This is a genomic window from Mesorhizobium sp. KACC 23794, from assembly GCF_052180275.1.
GTDB lineage: Bacteria > Pseudomonadota > Alphaproteobacteria > Rhizobiales > Rhizobiaceae > Kumtagia.
The window spans coordinates 4752225-4770637 of the sequence record NZ_CP197465.1 but is presented as its reverse complement, the minus strand read 5'-3'; the positions used below and the strand labels follow the sequence as shown (position 1 = coordinate 4770637).

Annotated in this window: 19 protein-coding genes; 8 read left to right on the top strand and 11 right to left on the bottom strand. The window is 64.0% G+C overall.

The genetic code is table 11. The features are described 5' to 3' along the window. Positions 1 to 3 precede the first annotated feature (3 nt). Positions 4 to 1113 (bottom strand): PspA/IM30 family protein, encoded by a 1110-nt coding sequence (locus ACSBOB_RS23435; RefSeq protein WP_442578466.1) that lies wholly within the window; start codon positions 1111 to 1113, stop codon positions 4 to 6. A gap of 322 nt (positions 1114 to 1435) precedes the next feature. Here ACSBOB_RS23435 and ACSBOB_RS23430 point away from each other — a divergent pair, with 322 nt between their 5' ends. Next, entirely contained in the window at positions 1436 to 2344 is a 909-nt protein-coding gene (locus ACSBOB_RS23430) for a S1C family serine protease (protein ID WP_442578465.1), read from the top strand. Positions 2345 to 2372: 28 nt separating this feature from the next. Here the strand turns inward: ACSBOB_RS23430 and ACSBOB_RS23425 are convergent, their stop codons facing one another. Both ACSBOB_RS23425 and ACSBOB_RS23420 read right to left on the bottom strand, forming a co-directional pair. Continuing rightward, positions 2373 to 2705: a hypothetical protein gene (locus tag ACSBOB_RS23425; RefSeq protein WP_442583806.1), complete on the bottom strand. Its 333-nt coding sequence runs from the start codon at positions 2703 to 2705 to the stop codon at positions 2373 to 2375. Positions 2706 to 2852: 147 nt separating this feature from the next. Continuing rightward, positions 2853 to 3083 carry a hypothetical protein gene (locus ACSBOB_RS23420; RefSeq protein ID WP_442578464.1) on the bottom strand — a complete coding sequence of 77 codons (231 nt, stop codon included), beginning with the start codon at positions 3081 to 3083 and terminating at the stop codon, positions 2853 to 2855. Positions 3084 to 3732: 649 nt separating this feature from the next. Between ACSBOB_RS23420 and ACSBOB_RS23415 the strand changes: the two genes are divergently transcribed. Next, entirely contained in the window at positions 3733 to 4734 is a 1002-nt protein-coding gene (locus tag ACSBOB_RS23415; RefSeq protein ID WP_442578463.1) for a calcium-binding protein, read from the top strand. A gap of 315 nt (positions 4735 to 5049) precedes the next feature. On the opposite strand, the gene ACSBOB_RS23410 is transcribed toward ACSBOB_RS23415, so the two are convergent. From ACSBOB_RS23410 to ACSBOB_RS23390, 5 genes are all read right to left on the bottom strand, one after another. Continuing rightward, positions 5050 to 5775 carry a hypothetical protein gene (locus tag ACSBOB_RS23410; RefSeq protein ID WP_442578462.1) on the bottom strand — a complete coding sequence of 242 codons (726 nt, stop codon included), beginning with the start codon at positions 5773 to 5775 and terminating at the stop codon, positions 5050 to 5052. Positions 5776 to 5971: 196 nt separating this feature from the next. Continuing rightward, the gene (locus ACSBOB_RS23405) at positions 5972 to 7579 is read right to left on the bottom strand and encodes a carboxyl transferase domain-containing protein (protein WP_442578461.1); all 1608 of its coding nucleotides are present in this window, start codon (positions 7577 to 7579) and stop codon (positions 5972 to 5974) included. Positions 7580 to 7692: 113 nt separating this feature from the next. Further along, positions 7693 to 8517 (bottom strand): DUF2971 domain-containing protein, encoded by an 825-nt coding sequence (locus ACSBOB_RS23400; RefSeq protein WP_442578460.1) that lies wholly within the window; start codon positions 8515 to 8517, stop codon positions 7693 to 7695. 70 nt (positions 8518 to 8587) lie between these two features. Further along, positions 8588 to 9745: an isovaleryl-CoA dehydrogenase gene (locus tag ACSBOB_RS23395; RefSeq protein WP_442578459.1), complete on the bottom strand. Its 1158-nt coding sequence runs from the start codon at positions 9743 to 9745 to the stop codon at positions 8588 to 8590. Beyond that, on the bottom strand, positions 9711 to 10355 hold the full coding sequence (locus ACSBOB_RS23390; protein WP_442578458.1) for a TetR/AcrR family transcriptional regulator: 645 nt from the start codon (positions 10353 to 10355) through the stop codon (positions 9711 to 9713). Before ACSBOB_RS23390 ends, ACSBOB_RS23395 begins: the two co-directional genes overlap by 35 nt. Positions 10356 to 10509: 154 nt before the next feature. Here ACSBOB_RS23390 and ACSBOB_RS23385 point away from each other — a divergent pair, with 154 nt between their 5' ends. Then, positions 10510 to 11439, top strand: a complete 930-nt coding sequence (locus tag ACSBOB_RS23385; protein ID WP_442578457.1) for a class I SAM-dependent methyltransferase — start codon at positions 10510 to 10512, stop codon at positions 11437 to 11439. A gap of 31 nt (positions 11440 to 11470) precedes the next feature. Here the strand turns inward: ACSBOB_RS23385 and ACSBOB_RS23380 are convergent, their stop codons facing one another. After that, complete coding sequence (locus ACSBOB_RS23380; RefSeq protein ID WP_442578456.1) at positions 11471 to 12499, bottom strand: polysaccharide deacetylase family protein; 1029 nt, start codon at positions 12497 to 12499, stop codon at positions 11471 to 11473. A gap of 10 nt (positions 12500 to 12509) precedes the next feature. After that, on the bottom strand, positions 12510 to 13769 hold the full coding sequence (locus tag ACSBOB_RS23375; RefSeq protein WP_442578455.1) for a carboxylate--amine ligase: 1260 nt from the start codon (positions 13767 to 13769) through the stop codon (positions 12510 to 12512). A 235-nt stretch (positions 13770 to 14004) separates the two neighbouring features. On the opposite strand from ACSBOB_RS23375, the gene ACSBOB_RS23370 reads away from it, so the two are divergent. The 4 genes from ACSBOB_RS23370 to ACSBOB_RS23355 all read left to right on the top strand — a co-directional run bounded on the left by ACSBOB_RS23370 (position 14005) and on the right by ACSBOB_RS23355 (position 16729). Continuing rightward, the gene (locus tag ACSBOB_RS23370) at positions 14005 to 14379 is read left to right on the top strand and encodes a YciI family protein (protein ID WP_442578454.1); all 375 of its coding nucleotides are present in this window, start codon (positions 14005 to 14007) and stop codon (positions 14377 to 14379) included. Continuing rightward, entirely contained in the window at positions 14376 to 15653 is a 1278-nt protein-coding gene (locus ACSBOB_RS23365) for an RNA polymerase sigma factor (RefSeq protein ID WP_442578453.1), read from the top strand. The genes ACSBOB_RS23370 and ACSBOB_RS23365 overlap by 4 nt, the downstream gene beginning before the upstream one ends. Positions 15654 to 15764: 111 nt before the next feature. Next, positions 15765 to 16163, top strand: coding sequence for a VOC family protein (locus ACSBOB_RS23360; RefSeq protein ID WP_442578452.1), 399 nt, complete (start codon positions 15765 to 15767; stop codon positions 16161 to 16163). 197 nt (positions 16164 to 16360) lie between these two features. Further along, entirely contained in the window at positions 16361 to 16729 is a 369-nt protein-coding gene (locus ACSBOB_RS23355) for a DUF1801 domain-containing protein (protein WP_442578451.1), read from the top strand. A 53-nt stretch (positions 16730 to 16782) separates the two neighbouring features. Here the strand turns inward: ACSBOB_RS23355 and ACSBOB_RS23350 are convergent, their stop codons facing one another. Then, on the bottom strand, positions 16783 to 17892 hold the full coding sequence (locus ACSBOB_RS23350) for a pyridoxal phosphate-dependent aminotransferase (protein ID WP_442578450.1): 1110 nt from the start codon (positions 17890 to 17892) through the stop codon (positions 16783 to 16785). A 178-nt stretch (positions 17893 to 18070) separates the two neighbouring features. On the opposite strand from ACSBOB_RS23350, the gene ACSBOB_RS23345 reads away from it, so the two are divergent. Then, positions 18071 to 18376 (top strand): HigA family addiction module antitoxin, encoded by a 306-nt coding sequence (locus tag ACSBOB_RS23345; protein WP_442578449.1) that lies wholly within the window; start codon positions 18071 to 18073, stop codon positions 18374 to 18376. Positions 18377 to 18413 lie beyond the last annotated feature (37 nt).

The following is an 18413-nucleotide window of genomic DNA, read 5'->3' as shown; positions in this document are numbered from 1 at the left end:
CGGCTACTCCTTTCGCTTGATCTCTTCGCGCAGCGCCGCCAGCCGGTCGTCGATGCGCCGTTTGCGGCCGAAGGCCTCGAGCTCGGCCAGGTCCTCGTCGCGCGGCCGGCCGGCGGGAAGGTCGGTGAGCCGCTCGACGGCGCCGAGCGCGGCTGCGATCTTGTCTTCCGGCGAGGGGCGGTGGCTGGCGGCTGGCGCCGCGCCAGGGCCGCGCTCGTTGGCGCGCCGGGCGATTTTCACCCGCTCCGCCGCCTCGCGCCGCGCCGCATTGGCGGCGTTCAGCGCCGAGCGCGAGTCGGAGATGCGTAGTTCGACATCGGCGATCAGCCGGTCGATGGACTCGACTTGCGCGTCGATGTCGTCCTGGCGGCCGATGCCGGCACGCGCCAGATCCTCGCGGCCCTCGCCGATGGCGAGGCGGATGTTGGCGTCGAGCCCGTCGCGCTCCTCGATCAGCGCGGCTTTCTGCATGGCATAACGCTTCTGCTCGGCGACGGACGACGCCAGGCCGGATTTCAACTCGTCCAGCGCCTTGTCGATGTCGCGGATCGCCTGTTCGGCGACGGCCTCGGGCGCCTTGCGTTCTAGGCCGTCGATGACGGTGGCGACGAGCCCCGCCGCGAGGCGGGAGACACGGCCGGGGATGCTTTCGGTCTGCATGGCTTCGATCTCCTTGGTTTGCATTTCTCGGGAAAGCGGAACGGACAGCGCGTAGGAGCCGTGGGCGCGGACCAGATGCGACAGCGCACCTTTTTCAAGGGCGTCGGCGTAGCCGGTCATCAGGAACGGCACGACGACGCGCCCGTCCAGCGTTGCCAGCGACACCTTGTCGACGCCCTTGAACGACATCAGCTTCTCGTCGAGCGGCATGCGGTCCTGCGACCACGTGCCCCCCGCATATTCGCGGATGCCGTTGGTGACGAGGCGCGACGGCAGGCCGGTCTCGCCCCGGATCCGTTCATAGGCCAGGCGCTGCAACTCGAACGTGTCCTTCGGATGCGCCGGGTTGGTCTCGTCCAGGATGGCGCGCATCAAGGCATAGGCGCGGAACGTCCGGTCGATCTCGCGGCTCGCGTCTGCGTCGGGCATCAAATCGTAGTTTGCTGTCTTCATCCATAAGCTCCTGTCAATCACATAATAGGTGATTTAGGCGCCTTCAAGGCCAAATCACCCATAAAGTGATTTGTGCAGTGCGATAATTTCGAAAGACAGAGATCGGCCAGCGTTCCGGACTATTGCGGGCGTCTGGCGGATGGAAAGGGCCGCTTGGCGGCGGGCAAAACGGCATCGGCGGCGGTCCGGGATCAGGCTCGCATCGTCGCTCTTGTGTAACGGCGGGGGTGCTTTACGCAGGCGGCGATACCATATGTATAGGGTGGGTCGACCTGTCGGCCTTTGGCCGGCGCAACGCCTTCGTAGATTTCAGGAGCAGGGATTGGATCTCGAACACACCCTCCGGTCCATCGTCGCCATTCAGTCCTCGATCCCCGAGGACGGCTTCACCGCCAGCGTGCTGGGCACGCAGCGCTCCGGCAGCGGCGTGGTCATCCGCGAGGACGGGCTGGTGCTGACCATCGGCTATCTCATAACCGAGGCGACCGGCGTCTGGCTGACCAATGCCGACGGGCGCATCGTGCCTGCGCATGCTCTGGCCTACGACCAGGAGACCGGATTCGGGCTGGTGCAGGCGCTGGGCGCGCTCGACCTGCCGGCGCTGGACCTCGGCAATGCGGAAACGGCCAAGGTCGGCGACCCCGTCGTGCTGGCCGGCGGCGGTGGCGGCAAGTTCGTGCGCGCCAACATCGTCAGCAAGCACGAATTCGCCGGCTATTGGGAATATCTGGTCGACGAGGCGATCTTCACCGCCCCGGCGCATCCGCTGTGGGGCGGCGCCGGGCTGATCGACGCCGACGGAAAGCTGCTCGGCGTCGGTTCGCTGCTGCTGCAGATGGCCGACGGGCGAACGGTGCAGGACATCAATATGGTCGTGCCGATCAACCTGTTGCCGCCGGTACTCGACGACCTGCTCAACTACGGGCAGATCAACAAGCCGCCGCGGCCCTGGCTCGGCATCTACTCCAACGAGCGCGATGACAAGGTGGTGGTTGTCGACGTCGACGGGCGCGGGCCGGCGGCGGCTGCCGGGCTACGCCAGGGCGACATCATCTCCGACGTGCGTGACCTCGAGGTCGAGGGCCTTGCGGACTTCTACCGCAAGGTGTGGAGCAGCGGCCCGGCCGGCACCGAGATTCCGCTGCGCGTGGTGCGCGGCAAGCGCGACATGTGGCTGCGTGTCAAATCCGCGAACCGCAGCAGCTTTTTGCGCAAGCCGAGGCTGCAATAGCGGGAGATCCCGGACAGGACCGCCCGTCCTACTTCGAGGCGGCGACCTTGCAGGTTCCGATGACGGTGGCCTTGTATTTCTTGCGGCCGGCCTCGCAGCTGGCGACGGCGGCCTTCTCTGCCGCTGCTTGAGACGGCAGATTCAAGCGCGCGCCGCAGACGACGCTGTAGGTGCCGGGTCCGTTGACGGTCGATGCGTAGGCCGAATGGCCGGGCGCGGCAATATAGGCCTTGTACATTCTCTGGCAGCCGCCTTCCGACCATTGCGGAAAAAAGACGGTGGATCGTTTGTTGCCGACCTTTCCGGCCAGCGATTCCGCCGCCCCGGCGGGGTTGGCGGCGAGCAGCGCGGCCGCAAGCACCAAGAGTGTCGTTTTCCGTGACGGTAGCATCATCGAGGCCCTGACGGTGTTGCAGAATGCAGGTGGCGGCTCGCCGCGGCCGGTTTCGGCCGATCGCCGGCATGGACGCGCGGAGAAGCGCTGGCCCCGTCCGGAATGGCGTTCAACTCATTTCGAAACGTAGATTTCGCAGCCGCCGGCGACCTTGAGCTTGTATTTCGTGCCGACCGACCTGCAGTCGGCCAGAGCGCGCTTTTCGGCGTCCTTCTGCGACGGCGCATTGAAGGCCCGCCCGCAGAAGAATGCTTCCGCCGTATAGCTCAAGGGTGTCTGCGCATAGGCCGAGTGGCCGGACGCAGCGATGTAGTCCTTGTAGAGTTTCTGGCAGGGCCCCTTCATCCCAGGCGGAAACTGTACCGCATAACGTTTCGTTCCAAGCGTTCCTGCAAGCGACTCCGCCGAAAGGGCAGGGCCGGCGACGAGAACTGAGACTGCGATAAGGGACAGGGTCGTTTTAAAGATGGATGTCTTCTGCATGGTCACGCTATTGTATGGAATTGTAGTCCTCGAATAGCGGTGCTTTTTCAACTTTGCTAGTCTCACCAGGAAAAATATGCGCTGTAGAGGACTGGCCCTATACTGAATAGCCGCGTGTCCCTCCGGTCTGCCGGAGTTCGCGTCTTGACGGCGCACTGTGAGGACGAGCGCGCCGCCCGATCCTGTGGCATTCTTGCCAGGCCGAGGCGGAAAGGCGCCAGCCAGCCCAGACATCCGCGGAACGATACTAGGCCCGCTGCTCCGGGGGCGGGGCGCTGCAAGCCACTGCGATGCATGATGATCTTTGCTGATCGGCCGGTGTGGCCGCGTCGTTTGTAGCCTCAGGCCGCCAAAGGCGAGGTCGCTCAAATCACCGCCGTTGGGCGGACCGCAGTCGCTTCCGGCACGCTCCGGTTGCCTTTCCAGGGATCGATTTCAATCCTTTGTGCATTCATGCCTCGTTCACCAAGCCGCCTGTACGAGTGGCTCACGACCAACGAGGAATCAGTTCATGGCACTTATCAAAGGCACCAACGGCAGCGAAACCATCCCCGGCACGACCGCCAGCGACGACATCTACGGCTACGGCGGCAACGACAAGATCTACGGCTATGAAGGCCACGACTTCATCTCCGGCGGGGCGGGCAACGACACGCTGTATGGCGGTTCCGGCGACGACGACCTGTTCGGCGACAGTGGCATCAACACGCTCTATGGCGGCTCCGGCAACGACTGGTTCCGCACCAGCGCGCGCTCGACCGGGCTGAGCGACGACTACATCGCCGACTTCGAACTGGGTGCCGACCGGATCGACATGCGCGCCTGGGGTGTCTCCGATTTCACGCAGGTCCAGGCCCTGCTCGCCAACACAGCCGACGGCGGCTCGATCCTCAACGCCTATCTGGGCGGCACCAGCCATGTCATCGAGATCGCCGACGTCACCCGCAGCGAATTCATCTCCAGCGATTTCGTGGTCGACACCTCCACGGCCGCGCGCAATCTCAGCGGCTCGAACTCGCATGACGTGCTGTTCGGCGGCCGCGGCCACGACATCATCGACGGCAACGGCGGCAACGACAAGCTGCTGGGCGGGCTCGGCGACGACGACATCTACGGCGAAAGCGGCAACGACCAGATCTGGGGCGGGCTCGGCAGCGACCTGATGTCGGGCGGCTCGGGCAACGACCTCTTCCGCTTTGCCAGCGTCGCGGAAATGACCAGCGCCTCGGGCCGCGACGTGATCACCGACTTCGAGGTCAATGACGGGTTTGGTTATGACGACCGGATCGATTTCTCGGCGGTGGACGCCGACGCCACGCGCGCCGGCAACCAGGCCTTCGTGTTCATCGGCAGGGACGCCTTCATTTCCAACAGCCCCGGCGAGTTGCGTTATGTCTACAACTCGGCCGGCGACACGATCATAGCCGGCAACACCGACAACGACGCCTCCGCCGAGTTCCAGATCGTGCTGGTCGGACGCCACGTGCTGGACGCCAACGACTTTATCGTCTGAGGCTTGGCGACTTGGGCGCGGCGGGCCATCGGGTGAGGCTGCCTGACGGTCAGGGGGCATTCGCCTTGACCGTCCGCGCCGCCCCTCACTGTCCTGCCGGACATCTCTCCCCGTGAAGAACGGGGAGAGAGAGGAAATTTCGCCATTTTCGCCAATCTCCAACGTCAACGATCGGCGAAATCCAAGCGGCCAGCGTCTCTCTCCCCGTGTACGGGGAGAGATGTCCGGCAGGGCAGTGAGGGGCACGCCAGCGGTCAACGCCGGTATGAGAACCGGCGGCGGCATGCAGCCAAGCGCGGCCGAACAGCCGCCGCTTCAACCCCTCAGCATGTAAAGCTGCCCCTTGCCGCCGCGACGGTCCACTTCGCGGATGATTTCGCGGACCGCCAGGTCGGACGCATTGCCGGCCTCGTTCCTGAGCGGCTCGCGGTTGCCGTGCGGGCGGGGGCCGATGCAGCCGGTGACCCAGCCGACATTCGGCGCCTCGTGGATGAGGATCGCCTGCTGCTTCAGCGTCGAGCCGCCGAGCACGCGCAGGCAGATACCGTCATGGCCGGTGCGCAGTTCCTTGACCGCGTCGTTGTTGCGCTCGACGCGCAGGCCGTAGGGCTTGTCGCGCCGCATCAGCCGCACGAAGCCCATGTCCCATTCATCCACGCGCCCGTCGTCGGTGCGATAGCGCTCGATCGTGGTGAAGAGTTTTGTCGACAAGACCTCGCCGAACATCGCCGCATGGACTTTTCGGCTGTTGATGGTGAACTCGACCCGTGCGCCGCCGCACAGCATGTCGGCCGGCACCGGCTGGTCGAACTGGGCGCAATGGATCGGGCCGCCGATGACCATCATCATCGTGCCCCACAGGCCGCTGTAGCGCTTCCTATTGGCGGGCTGGGTAATGGCGCGGCCTGGCGTTCGGTAAAGGACCTTGCGCTCGTCGTCGCTGAGATTATCGACCTCGTCAAGAATCGCGCCGTCGCCGCCGTGTTCGTAGATGAACTCGTCCTTCGGCCAGCGCGTGTGGATCAGCGTCACGAATTCCATGGACCGCTCCGGATCAGCCGTTTCCCAGGGCCTGGCCCTTGGCTGAATGCGCCGGCCAAACCCTTGTCAGCGAGCCTGGAACGCCCGCGGCGGGCTGTTCCATCCCTTTCCGTGTCCTGTCAGGTCGCACAGAAAAGTTTAAGCTTGCAACATGAAATGTGGAAGTAGCCCAGGTGCGTTTCCGGATTGTGTCGGCTCACATGCGGAACAGGCCGAACTTTGTATCCGCGACCGGGGCATTCAGCGCTGCCGACAGGCTGAGCGCCAGCACTTCGCGCGACCTTGCCGGATCGATGATGCCGTCGTCCCAGAGCCGTGCCGAGGAATAGAGCGGGTGGCCTTCGCGCTCGTATTTTTCGAGGATCGGCGCGCGGAACTTCTGTTCCTCTGCAGCGCTCCAGTCTTCGCCCTTGCGCTCGAAACCCTCGCGCTTGACCAGCGCCAGCACGGTCGCCGCCTGTTCGCCGCCCATCACAGAGATGCGGGCGTTGGGCCACATCCACAGGAAGCGGGGCGAATAGGCGCGGCCGCACATGCCGTAATTGCCGGCGCCGAACGAGCCGCCGATGATCATCGTCACTTTTGGAACCTGCGCGGTGGCCACGGCGGTCACCAGCTTTGCGCCGTCCTTGGCGATGCCGCCGGCCTCGTATTTGCGCCCGACCATGAAGCCCGTGATGTTCTGCAAGAAAACCAGCGGAATCTTTCGCTGGCAGCAGAGCTCGATGAAGTGCGCGCCCTTCAGCGCGCTTTCCGAAAACAGCACGCCGTTGTTGGCGAGGATGCCGACCGGCATGCCAAAGATGTGGGCGAAGCCGGTGACCAGCGTCGTGCCGTAGTTCTGCTTGAACTCGTCGAGTTCGGAGCCGTCGACGATGCGGGCGATCACCTCGCGCACGTCATAGGGTTTTCGTGTGTCCTCGGGGACGATGCCGTAGAGTTCGCGCGGATCATGCAGTGGCGGGGCGGGATCGCGTAAGTTGAGGCTTACGGTCTTCGAGCGGTTGAGGTTCTTGACGATGCGCCGGGCGATCGCCAGCGCGTGCTCGTCGTCCAGCGCCAGATGGTCGGCGACGCCGGAGAGTTTTGCATGCACCTCGGCACCGCCAAGGTCTTCGGCTGAAACATCCTCGCCGGTGGCCGCCTTCACCAGCGGCGGGCCGCCCAAAAAGATAGTGCCCTGGTTCCTGACGATGATCGACTCGTCCGACATGGCCGGCACATAGGCGCCGCCCGCTGTACACGAACCCATGACGCAGGCGATCTGCGGAATGCCGGCGGCCGACATGTTGGCCTGGTTGAAGAAGATGCGCCCGAAATGTTCGCGGTCGGGAAACACCTCGTCCTGGTTGGGCAGGTTGGCGCCGCCGCTGTCGACCAGATAGATGCAGGGCAGATTGTTTTCCCGCGCAATCTCCTGGGCGCGCAGGTGTTTTTTCACCGTGAGCGGATAATAGGTGCCGCCCTTCACGGTGGCGTCATTGACCACCACCATCACCTCGCGCCCCTCGACACGGCCGATGCCGGCGATCATGCCAGCGGCGGCGATGGCGTCGTCATACATGTCGTGAGCGGCGAACTGGCCGATCTCCAGGAAGGGCGATCCGGGATCGAGCAATTGCGCCAACCGCTCGCGCGGCAGCAGTTTTCCACGGCTGACGTGACGCTTGCGCGCTTCCTCCGAGCCGCCGCGCTGAACGGTCTCCGCCTTGGCGGCGATATCCGCGACCAGTGTTTTCATACGCTCGGCATTGGCGCGAAAAGCGTCGGAGGCGGGGGAAATCTGGGATTTCAGGACGGGCATGCGGCGGCTTCCTTAAAGGGGGCTGATCTATTTGGTTGCTCGCATCTCGCCGAACAGGCGAGGTTATCAGTGCCGAGTAAGGATGGAAGAGTATCGATCCTGCAGGCCTTGCATCAGGGTCTAAGATGAACCGTGCCGCCCTCCATGACGGCCGACGTCAGCTTTGCTTTTGGGTTAATATGTCTCAATTCGATGCCCAGAGATGAAACAATGTCGGGAGGAGTTCGCCAACCGCAAATTACGCCGGTTAGATGAAGGGGATTTACGTTCCGTAGGTAAAGGTTTCCGCCTGACGGTCGGTGGCAGTCGCTCAACGCAGTCACGATTCGCCACTCTCGTTCATACGACCAGTCCGAAAGTTTGGTGAAGAACAGGCGATCTTGAGTGGAAGGATCAAACGTCATTCCAGGAAAACGGTCTGCATATACAACTGATTTTGGGATGTTCAAAATTCCTGTCCGATCCCCGTTGAAAGTTTTTTCTAGATTGTTGAGGATTAATACAACTCCTTTAGCCAAATCTGCATAGTGCGCCCACATCGGTAAGGAGTCATATCTTTGTGTAAGGGAAAGAATTCCAACTCTTGATTTAATATTTTTGATAGTCTCAAATAGTTTTATTTCCATATATTCAAAATTATCATATACAATGGATTTCAAAACATAGTTTGCGTTTTCAATTGTTGTTGGCGCAGATATGGTTTTTTGTTCTGGTGATAACAGATCTAGAAGTGCCTCTTGGCGCTGTAGCCAGCCAAACTGTTCTCCTGTCATTCCGTTTTTTCGAATCGCGTCGAGAGATTCTCGCACTGACAAGCGATCCATCACCGGTGTCAATTCAGAGGGGTCATTGAGCTCTTCTATGGGAGTGAACTTCAAAGAGCCGGCCGCTATTTTTTTTACGGCCTCGGCTGAATCAACAAATTTGTATAATTGCATTGAATCTCCCCGCCTCCCGATAATACTTTATCGCATTATGCCTTTAGTAAAGTTGCGTTTGCAATCAGCTTTATTCCGCCATCATCTCCCGTCCGATCAGCCAGCGCCGGATCTCGCTCGTCCCCGCGCCGATCTCATAAAGCTTTGCATCGCGCAGCAGGCGGCCGGCGGGGAATTCGTTCATGTAGCCGTTGCCGCCGAGCAACTGGATGGCGTCGAGGGCCATGCGGGTGGCGTGTTCGGAAGCGTACAAGATGCAGCCGGCGGCGTCCTTGCGGGTGGTCTCCTTGCGGTCGCAGGCGCTGGCCACCGCATAGACGTAAGCGCGGCAGGCGTTCATCGTCGCATACATGTCGGCGAGCTTGCCCTGCACAAGTTGGAAATCGCCGACCGCCTGGCCGAACTGCCGGCGGTCGCGGACATAGGGCATGACCACGTCGAGGCAGGCGGCCATGATGCCGAGCGGTCCGCCGGCGAGCACGACGCGCTCATAGTCGAGACCGGACATCAACACCTCGACGCCACGGCCATGCTGGTGGACGACGTTCTCGAACGGTACGTCGACGTCCTGAAAGACAAGCTCGCCGGTGTTGGAGCCGCGCATGCCGAGCTTGTCGAGTTTCTGCGCGACCGAAAACCCCTTCATGCCGCGCTCAATGATGAAGGCGGTGATGCCGCGCGAGCCCATGGTCGGCTCGGTCTTGGCATAGACCAGCAACGTGCCGGCGTCCGGCCCGTTGGTAATCCACATCTTGTTGCCGTTGAGCACGTAGCGGTCGTTGTGCTTGTCGGCGCGCAGCTTCATCGACACGACGTCGGAACCGGCGCCGGTCTCCGACATGGCGAGCGCACCAACCGTGGTGCCGGCGCAGAGCCCCGGCAGGTACTTTGCTTTCTGCTCCGGCGTGCCCCAGCGGTTCAACTGGTTGATGCAAAGGTTGGAATGCGCGCCGTAGGACAAGCCGACCGAGGCCGATGCGCGCGAGATTTCCTCCATGGCGACGACATGCGCGACGTAACTCATGCCGGAGCCGCCGTAGTCGGGATCGGCAGTGACGCCGAGCAGGCCGAGGCCGCCGAGTTCGGGCCACAGATGCATCGGAAACTCGTTGCTGCGGTCGATCTCGCCGGCGAGCGGCGCTATTCTGTCCTGCGCGAAGCGGCGCACGAGGTCGCGCAGCGCGTCGACGTCCTCACCCAGCGCGAAGTTCAGCACGTTGTCGTACATGATAATCCTCCCGGATATCCTTGGCGCCGACGAGGCGCATCGTCATGATAAGATAGTTTCTCGTGACCTCCTCGACAGAAAGACGCTCGTCCGGCCGGAACCAGACGATGACACCGGTGACCATCTGGATGATCGCCATCGCCGTCAGCGCCACGTCGTCGATCTGGAAGCTGCCGTTATCCACGCCGTCGCGCAGGATGCGGCGCAGGTCTTTTTCGTAGGCGGCCCGAAGCCGCAGGATCTGCGTCAGGTTATCGCGTGAAAGACTGCGGAGTTCCATGTTGGAGACGTGGGTGGAGTGGCGGCGTGCAACGTGGAAACCGATATGGTTGGCGACGAAGGCGGACAGTTCTTCCGGCGCGGCGCCGTCGTCGGGACGGGCGGCTTCCCAACTGGCGATCAGTCCGTCCATGTGCTCGCGCATCAAGGTGAACAGCAGGTCTTCCTTGGTCGGAAAATAGCGGTAGAGCGCCGCTGCCTGCACCCCGACTTCCGCTGCAAGCTGGCGCATCGAGACGGCTTCGTAGCCGTAGCGCGCGATCAGCGTCGCTGCCGCTTCGCGGATAGAGGCGAGGGTTTTCTCGCCGTCCGAGCCGACCGTTCGTGCCAAGGTATCCTCCAATAGGTCGATAATAAAACAAACGTTCAATTCATTCAAGATGCCTGTGGGGCGGAGAGGATGCCGAGCCTCGCTGCAACATTTCGTGAGGCGGTCGTTTGCCGTTGTCCGGGTCGCCGCCGTTTACGAATTCTGGAGGTTCGCGTTGCAGTCTGACTGCAAGATAACGACAAGTGTCGTGCGCCATCGCGGCTGGGCGTCGCGCGTCGGCCTTGAGAAGCGGAGCGACTTCATGGCGGAGCTTGAGACGGGGCGTCTTGATCGCAGCGGGGTCCAGGACCGCTCGGCGGGCCGGGTGGCGCGTGCGATGCGGCTGCTGCGCGAGCGCGGGCCGCTGGAACCTTTCCGGCTGGTGCGCCGCCACGGCCTTGCCGACAGCGCCGGCTTCGTCGCCCGCAACGTCCGGCATCTGGTTGCCGACCGGATGGCGCGCAAATGGGACCGTGACCACAATGTCGATACGGCGGGCTCGATTCAGCTTGCCGGGCTGAGCATCGTCGGCCCGCATCGCGATCAGGGCAACGAGTGCCTGTGCACCTCGCCGAAGACGTTCGACTTCATCATGCGCAGCCTGCCGAAGGATCTTGGCGGCCACACTTTCATCGATATCGGCGCCGGCAAGTCGCGCACCCTGCTGCTGGCCTCGCGTTATCCGTTCGCCAGGGTTGTCGGCGTGGAGTTCGCGCACGAACTGGTCGGCATCGCCCGGCGCAACATCAAAAGTTTTCGGGATGCGGCGCAGAAATGCCGCGACCTCGAAATAGTCGAGGCCGATGCGGCCACCTACGACTTCCCGCCGACTCCGCTGGTCGTCTATTTCTACAACCCGTTCTCGAAACAGGTCTTCGACATCGTCATTGCCAACCTCGTCGCGTCGCTGCGCGCGCAGGACCGGCCGTGCCATCTGGTCTATGGCAGTTCGAGCCATGCGGCGATCGACTGGGCGAAACCGGCGATCCTTGCCAGCGGGGCTTTCGAACAACTGTCGACCCCGCCGATGCCGGGGTTTCTCGATGCGGTGCGCAAGATCGACTACGCCGTGTTCCGGTACCGGGGAACAGGCGCACGCCGCTAGACCGGTGCCATGCGGGCGTGCGGCCGGCGGGCTACATCAGCTTGAACGGAATGCCCGAGATCAGCGCCCGCACGTAGCGGCGCTTCTGATAGAGGCCGTTGAGCGAGACGCGGTGCAATGCCGTCGGCCGATCGGCATCTGACGGGGTCAGCACGCCGGGCTGGGTGGTCACCGCGACCGAGAAGCCGGCATCGGCAGCAGCCTTGATCTCACGGTCGCCGACCGCGGACGCAAAGCCGTAGGGGTAGGCGAACGATTTCGGCCTGTAGCCGACAAAGCGCTCCACGGCCGCTATCGAGCCTGCGATCTCGGTATGCAGCCGCGCCTCGGGCACGCGCTTGAGATTGACATGCGTCAGCGTGTGGCCGCCGAAGCGGACGAGCGGATCGGCCGCGAGCGTGCGCAGTTCGCCGGCGTCCATGACCAGATCGCCGGTGATGCCGAGCGGATCGATCCCGTGCTCGGAGGCGATACGGTCGATCTGGTCGACCACTGCATCTTCGCCGGCGGACTGTATCAACTGGGCGATGCGCGCGAAGGCGGACGATTTTTGGACGGCGGTCGCCAGTGGCAGATCCTGTGGCCCGTCGCCGAAGTCGAAGCGAAGGGACGGCGCCTTGCGCAGCAGCGCCTCCGCGACCTCCCACCACAGCGAGCGCGTGCGTTCGACAAAACCCTCCGTGAGGAAAATGGTGAAGGGCACCTTGTGCTTGCGGAACACCGGCGCGGCGTATTCGGGGTTGTTGCGGTAGCCGTCGTCGAGCGTGAAGGCGGCGAAGCGGCGTTTGTCTTCGGGCTCGGCCAGCAGGCGCGGAAGGTCTTCCAGCGCGACGGGCGTCAGCCCGCTTTCGATCGAGACCAGGATCGCCTGTTCGAGGAATTCCGGCGTGACCGAGAGCAGGGCATTCGGCGAAAAGGCTTCGGTGCGCTGCGGCCTGACATGGTGCAGCGTGAAGACGACGCCGCGCCCGGCGGCTTGCGGCCACAGCCGGCCGGCGCCGGGGAGGGCGAATACCTCCAGCCCGGCGCGGATGATCGTGTGTTTGAGGGCGCTTTTCATGGGACGGGCGTCAGCGTTCCGGCATGTCCCGGCCGGCCTGGCGGCGGCCGGTCCTGGGCTTGAGGCGCAGCACGCGCCGCGTCAGCACCCGCCACGCCGTCACCGGGATGTCGAGCAGTCCCGGCAGCGGATCGTCGGCGGCGAAGGTCGCCCAGGCGCGCACACAGCCGAAGGAGCGCAGATACGCGCCGATGCCGAGTTTTCCGCGCGCGATGAGCACGGTGGCTGAAACCATGTCGCGCACCAGATACATCCATGACGTGCCGATGCGCGGCGGCCCGGAAGAGGCGGGAGCGCGGCCGTTGGCGATGTCCCAGATCATCGCGCCGAGGTCGAGGCCGGCGGCGGAGGCGAGGCCGAACCACGACCAGGGCCGCGGATTGATGTCGAGCAGCCGCAAGGCGTCGTCGCGCTGATCACACTTGAACTCGATCTCGACCAGACCCTCGTGGCGGATCGAAGCGAGCAGCTTGCGGGCGGCCTCGACGGCGCGGGGCTGGTCGACGACATCGACGAAGGTGCTGGTGTAGCCGAAATCCACCGGATACTGCCGGGCGCGGCGGGCCGTGAACTCGGCCACCGGCCTCCCGTCGTGCCACAGCGCCGCGTAGGAGAACTGGCCTTCGCCGCCACCCGGGATGAGTTCCTGCACGACGACGTTCTCCAGGCCGATTTCGGCGGCGGCCCGCTCGAACACCGGGTCGAAGGCGGCGCGGTCATCTGCGCGGATCACCTTGGCGCGCGCCAGTTCGCTGTTGCCGCCGCCCATGTTGGGTTTCAGCACCACCGGGAAGCGGATGGCAGTGCGCGAGGCTTCTTCGGTCGACGCGAAGCGGTAGGTGGGCGGGATGTCGACGTCGAGTTCGGTGGCGCGGCGGTAGAGAAGCGGCTTTTCGCAGACGAATTTGAGCTGGTCCCAGGCCGGCAGCATGACCTTGTAGGCCGGCGACAGCGCCTCGATCGATTGAGAGACGAGCCGTACCTCGCCATCGCCGCCGGGAATGAGCAACGCTCCCGCCAGCCCGTGCCCTTCTGCGAGGTCGAGCAGGAAGGAGATCGCGTTCGGGTCGTCGGGGCCGGGCCAGTCGAATTTGTGGCGGATGCGCCGCGACAGTCCGGGCAGGGGGGTGTCGGTGCTGACCAGCCAGACGGGGACGTTCCTCGCGCCGAGGCTGCGGGCGAGCGCCAGCGTACCATGGGCGCCGCCCAGAATGACAACGCCCGTGACATTGCCTTGCGGCATCTGCCCAGGTCGTTTCTCAGGCCCCATAAAACGGCTCCGGCAACCGGCACGCGCACATGTCCAGGCGGGCCAGATGGACCGATTGGAGCGATCGCCGTTAACTTAGACGGCGCGTCATTAACAAACGGTTCGGCGGGGCTGATGACGGCTCCGTCGGACGTTCCATGCGACGCGGTTGGTTGAGGGCGAAAGCCGGACTATTTTGTTGGTCTTGTGTCGGTGCGACGCAGGCTTGTGCGTCCTCGAAGCGAAGGAAAGAAAAATGCTCTACGCCGTGCTCTGCTACAACGATGAATCCATCACCTCCGCCTGGTCGAAGGAGGAGGACGCGGCCGTCATGAACCGGCTGATGAAGGTGCAGGACAAGCTTATCGCGCAGGGGCGGCTGGGACCGGTGGCGCGGCTCCTGCCGACGACGGCGGCGACCACGCTGCGCAAGACCCATGGCGAGCCGATCGTCATCGACGGGCCGTTCGCCGAGACCAAGGAACAATTGCTCGGCTTCTATCTCATCGACAGCGCGTCGCTCGACGAGGCGCTGGATGCCGCCCGCGAACTCGCGGCAGCCAATCCCGGCGTCGGGTCGTACGAGATTCGGCCAGTCGGATATTTCGCCGAGAATGGGACCAGGAAATGACCGAACAGGTCTGGATCGAGGCCGCTCTTTCCTCCGCACGGCCCCAGGCGGTCAGCGCGCTGCTGCGCTATTTCCGCGATCTGGACACCGCCGAGGAGGCGTTTCAGGAGGCCTGCCTGCGCGCATTGCGCACATGGCCGAAGAACGGTCCGCCGCGCGACCCGACCGCCTGGCTGATCTTCGTCGGCCGCAACGCAGCGGTCGACGCGGTGCGGCGCCGGAAGAAGCAGACCGAACTGCCGGACGAGGACAAGCTTTCCGATCTCGGCGACGCCGAGGATGCGGCGGTCGAGCGGCTGGACGGTGCCGACTACCGCGACGACATTTTGCGGCTGCTGTTCATCTGCTGCCATCCGGACCTGCCGGCCACCCAACAGATCGCGCTGGCGCTGCGCATCGTCTCCGGCCTGACGGTCAGGCAGATCGCCCGCGCTTTCCTGGTCTCGGAAGCCGCGATGGAGCAGCGCATCACCCGCGCCAAGAGCAAGGTGGGCGGCGCCGGCGTGCCGTTCGAGACGCCGGGCGCGGTGGAGCGTTCGCAGCGGCTCGCCGCCGTCGCGGCCATGGTCTATCTTATCTTCAACGAAGGGTATTCGGCGGGCGTCAACGAGCGCCAGGCGCGGGCGCCGCTGTGCGAGGAGGCGATCCGCCTCGGCCGGCTGCTGCTCAGGCTGTTCCCGACCGAACCCGAGATCATGGGGCTGGTGGCGCTGATCCTGCTGCAGCACGCACGCGCCGACGCCCGCTTCGACGCGGAAGGCAACGCAATCCTGCTCGACGACCAGGACCGTTCGCAGTGGAAGCGCCCGCTGATTTCGGAAGGGCTGGCGCTGATCGACAAGGCGATGCGCCACCGCAGGCCGGGTGCCTATCAGGTGCAGGCGGCGATAGCAGCACTGCATGCGCGCGCGGCGCGCCCGGAAGATACGGACTGGGTGCAAATCGAACTGCTTTACCGCTCGCTGGAAGCCTTGCAGCCGTCGCCTGTGATCACGCTGAACCGGGCGGTGGCGGTGTCGAAGACGGAGGGGCCGGCCGCGGCACTCGACCTGATCGAGCCGCTGGCCGAAAAGCTTTCCGGCTATTTCTATTTCTTCGGGGTGAAGGGCAACCTTCTGATGCAACTCGGCCGTAAGGAAGAGGCGCGCGTCGCCTTCGACCGTGCCATCGCGCTGGCCAACACGGCGGCGGAGGCGGCGCATATCCGCATGCATCTGGACCGCCTGATGGCGGACGCTGGAACGCCTGTCTCCGCGCCGGGTGCTGCCCGCTAGGTTTTTTCCGTGCGGCTGTCGGCAGGAGCGGATCGGGACCGTCTTTACGCAAGGGGGCAGGTTCGGCTGAAGCACCGGACACAGCGAGACGAAAGCGAGAGGACAACCACCATGCCCGACTATTCCGAAATGAAGATGGCCGGCGTCGTTCCCTATGTTCAGGTGGACAACGCCCATGAGGCCGGCGAACTCTACAAGACGGCATTTGCCGCCAGGGAGGTGGATCGCAGGGCGGTCGAGGACGGTCGGGTGATCCACCTGCATCTTGAGATCAACGATGGGGCGCTGATGCTCAACGACCCGTTCCCCGAACACGGTTTCGGGCCGAAGCCGGTCGAGGGCGTGACGCTCCACATCATCTCGAACGAGCCGCGTGTCTGGTGGGAGCGGGCGGTGGCGGCCGGCCTGGAGGTGGTGATGCCCTTCGAAGTGGCGTTCTGGGGCGATCTCTATGGCCAGGTCCGCGACCGCTTTGGCGTGAAGTGGGGCATTGTCGGCCCGGCGACCTGAATGCGGCCGATGGCGCCGTCCCTGCCGGCGTTTCGGCAGCCGTCGTGTCAGCATCGCAAATCCGCTCTTCACGCATGCATTGTTTGGCGTCTATCTTGCTCTCTTGGCCGGGAGTGGTTCCGCAACCCGTGCGTGCGGGCAGCGCGACCGTTCCAGAGCCGATGCGGCGGGGGAGTGACGCGCGCGAGGAGCGGAGGATGGGGAGAACTGTGGACGACTATGTCGGCGCGCTCGCCGGCTGGCAGGCGGAGACGGTGAGGACGCTGCGCCGCGACATCATGGCGGTTGGGGGCCTGAGCGAATCCGTCAAATGGGGCCACCCTGTCTATGAGGCGGACGGTCCCGTATGCCTGCTGAAGGCCCATAAGTCGCATGTGACGCTGGGCTTCTGGCGGGGCGCCGAGATGCGTGAGCTGCACGCCGGGCTGGAGCCGCACGGCAGTTTCCTGATGGCCTCGATAAAACTCCAGGGAGCCGACGCGATCGACGCCGTGACGGTTGGCCGGCTGGTCGCGGCAGGCGTCGCGCTGAACCGGCTGAAAGGCGATCCGACCAAAGCCGCCTGACATCTTTCTTGAAGAATTTTTGGAAGAATCCGCGTGGTCTGGGGCCGGCGGATCTAGCCGCGCGCCTTGGCCAGCGCGCCGGGCAATTCCTCGGCAAAAATATCGAGTTCGTGGTCGAGCCCGACGCTGACGCGGATGCAACGGTCGAGCACGGGAACCATCGGCTTGCGGATGAACACGTCCCGGGCAAGCAGATTCTGCATCACCTTCAGCGCAAAGGCGCCGTCCGAGCCGCAGTCGATGGTGACGAAATTGGTCGCGGACGGGATCGGCGACAGGCCGTTGTCACGGGCGATTGTTGCGATGCGCTCGCGGCCGGCTGCTACCTTGCGCGTCACCTCGGCGAGATAGGCTTGATCGGCGAGCGCCGCCTCGCCGGCGATCTGCGCCATGCGGCTGGTGCCGTAGTGGTTTCGCACTTTTTCGAAGTCTGCGATCACCCCGCTCTCGCCGACGGCATAGCCGCAGCGGATGCCGGCGAGGCCATAAGCCTTGGAGAAGGTCCGGAAGCAGATGTAATTGGGGCGGTCGATGCGGATCGGCGGCTGCGCGGATTGTGGGCCGACCTCGCCATAGGCCTCGTCGAGGATGAAGACGGTGGTTTCCGGCAGCGCCTCGGCGAAGCGCGTGATCTCGTCGGCCTCCCACCAGGTGCCCATCGGGTTGTCCGGATTGGAGAGATAGACCATGACGGCATTTTCGCGCCGCACCGCGTCGAGCAGGTCGTCGAGGCTTTCCTTGTCGTTGCGGTAGGGCACTTTGACCAGCCGCCCGCCAAAGCCGTCGACATGGAAGTTGAAGGTGGGATAGGCGCCGAGCGAGGTAACGACCGTGTCGCCGGGCGCCACGAAGATGCGCACCGCGAGGTTGAGCAGGCCGTCTATGCCTTCGCCGACGACCACGTTTTCGATGCCGACCCCGAGATGCTTTGCGAGCGCCGCCTTCAGGTCGTAATTGTCGGGATCACAATACATCCACTGGTCAGCGGCGACCTCCTGCATTTTCCGGATGACCGAAGGCGCGGGACCGAAACTGCTCTCGTTGGCGCCGATGCGCGCACGAAACGCACGGCCGCTCGCGCGCTGCTGCGCTTCAGGCCCGACGAAGGGGACGGTGACGGGGAGCGCGGCGACGATCGGGGCCTGTTTCGGACGCAGGGTCATGCGTAAGTCTCTGCTGGCGGTTAACTTGCCGGCATGCCCGGCGGGCAGCGCATAGCAGAAAACGAGATGGCGCGCGGCGAAAAATATTCCAAGTGCCTGCGATGTCCTGCCAAGCTATTTCGTCAGATAGTAGAATGGCTCACGTTCGTAGCTCGCAGCTATCGCGGAAGATCAAGCCATGCCAGCGATATTTACCCACCTCATCCATCCCGGCGAGTTTCTGCGCGAAGAATATTTGCTGCCCCTCGGCATGAGGGCAGGTGCGCTTGCGAAAAGGCTCGGCCTGCCGCGGACCCGCATAGAGCGCATTGCCAAGGAAGAGATCGGCATAACGCCGGACACCGCATTGCGGCTCGGAAAATTCTTCAACACTACGCCGGAGTTCTGGATGAATTTCCAGCTGGCCTGGGAACTGCGCTCCAAGGCAAAAGAGATCGAAGGCGAACTGAGCCGTATCGAGCCGCTGCAACGTCAGGCAGCATGACCCTGCGAAAAGGGCGGCCCGAGAGCCGCCCGCTTCA

Excerpts from the sequence above, each read along its gene's own strand:
- ACSBOB_RS23435 (WP_442578466.1), bottom strand. The coding sequence starts at position 1,113 with ATGAAGACAGCAAACTACGATTTGATGCCCGACGCAGACGCGAGCCGC.
- ACSBOB_RS23420 (WP_442578464.1), bottom strand. The coding sequence starts at position 3,083 with ATGAAGGGGCCCTGCCAGAAACTCTACAAGGACTACATCGCTGCGTCC.
- ACSBOB_RS23415 (WP_442578463.1), top strand. The coding sequence starts at position 3,733 with ATGGCACTTATCAAAGGCACCAACGGCAGCGAAACCATCCCCGGCACG.
- ACSBOB_RS23410 (WP_442578462.1), bottom strand. The coding sequence starts at position 5,775 with ATGGAATTCGTGACGCTGATCCACACGCGCTGGCCGAAGGACGAGTTC.
- ACSBOB_RS23405 (WP_442578461.1), bottom strand. The coding sequence starts at position 7,579 with ATGCCCGTCCTGAAATCCCAGATTTCCCCCGCCTCCGACGCTTTTCGC.
- ACSBOB_RS23400 (WP_442578460.1), bottom strand. The coding sequence starts at position 8,517 with ATGCAATTATACAAATTTGTTGATTCAGCCGAGGCCGTAAAAAAAATA.
- ACSBOB_RS23395 (WP_442578459.1), bottom strand. The coding sequence starts at position 9,745 with ATGTACGACAACGTGCTGAACTTCGCGCTGGGTGAGGACGTCGACGCG.
- ACSBOB_RS23380 (WP_442578456.1), bottom strand. The coding sequence starts at position 12,499 with ATGAAAAGCGCCCTCAAACACACGATCATCCGCGCCGGGCTGGAGGTA.
- ACSBOB_RS23375 (WP_442578455.1), bottom strand. The coding sequence starts at position 13,769 with ATGGGGCCTGAGAAACGACCTGGGCAGATGCCGCAAGGCAATGTCACG.
- ACSBOB_RS23370 (WP_442578454.1), top strand. The coding sequence starts at position 14,005 with ATGCTCTACGCCGTGCTCTGCTACAACGATGAATCCATCACCTCCGCC.
- ACSBOB_RS23365 (WP_442578453.1), top strand. The coding sequence starts at position 14,376 with ATGACCGAACAGGTCTGGATCGAGGCCGCTCTTTCCTCCGCACGGCCC.
- ACSBOB_RS23360 (WP_442578452.1), top strand. The coding sequence starts at position 15,765 with ATGCCCGACTATTCCGAAATGAAGATGGCCGGCGTCGTTCCCTATGTT.
- ACSBOB_RS23355 (WP_442578451.1), top strand. The coding sequence starts at position 16,361 with ATGGGGAGAACTGTGGACGACTATGTCGGCGCGCTCGCCGGCTGGCAG.
- ACSBOB_RS23350 (WP_442578450.1), bottom strand. The coding sequence starts at position 17,892 with ATGACCCTGCGTCCGAAACAGGCCCCGATCGTCGCCGCGCTCCCCGTC.
- ACSBOB_RS23345 (WP_442578449.1), top strand. The coding sequence starts at position 18,071 with ATGCCAGCGATATTTACCCACCTCATCCATCCCGGCGAGTTTCTGCGC.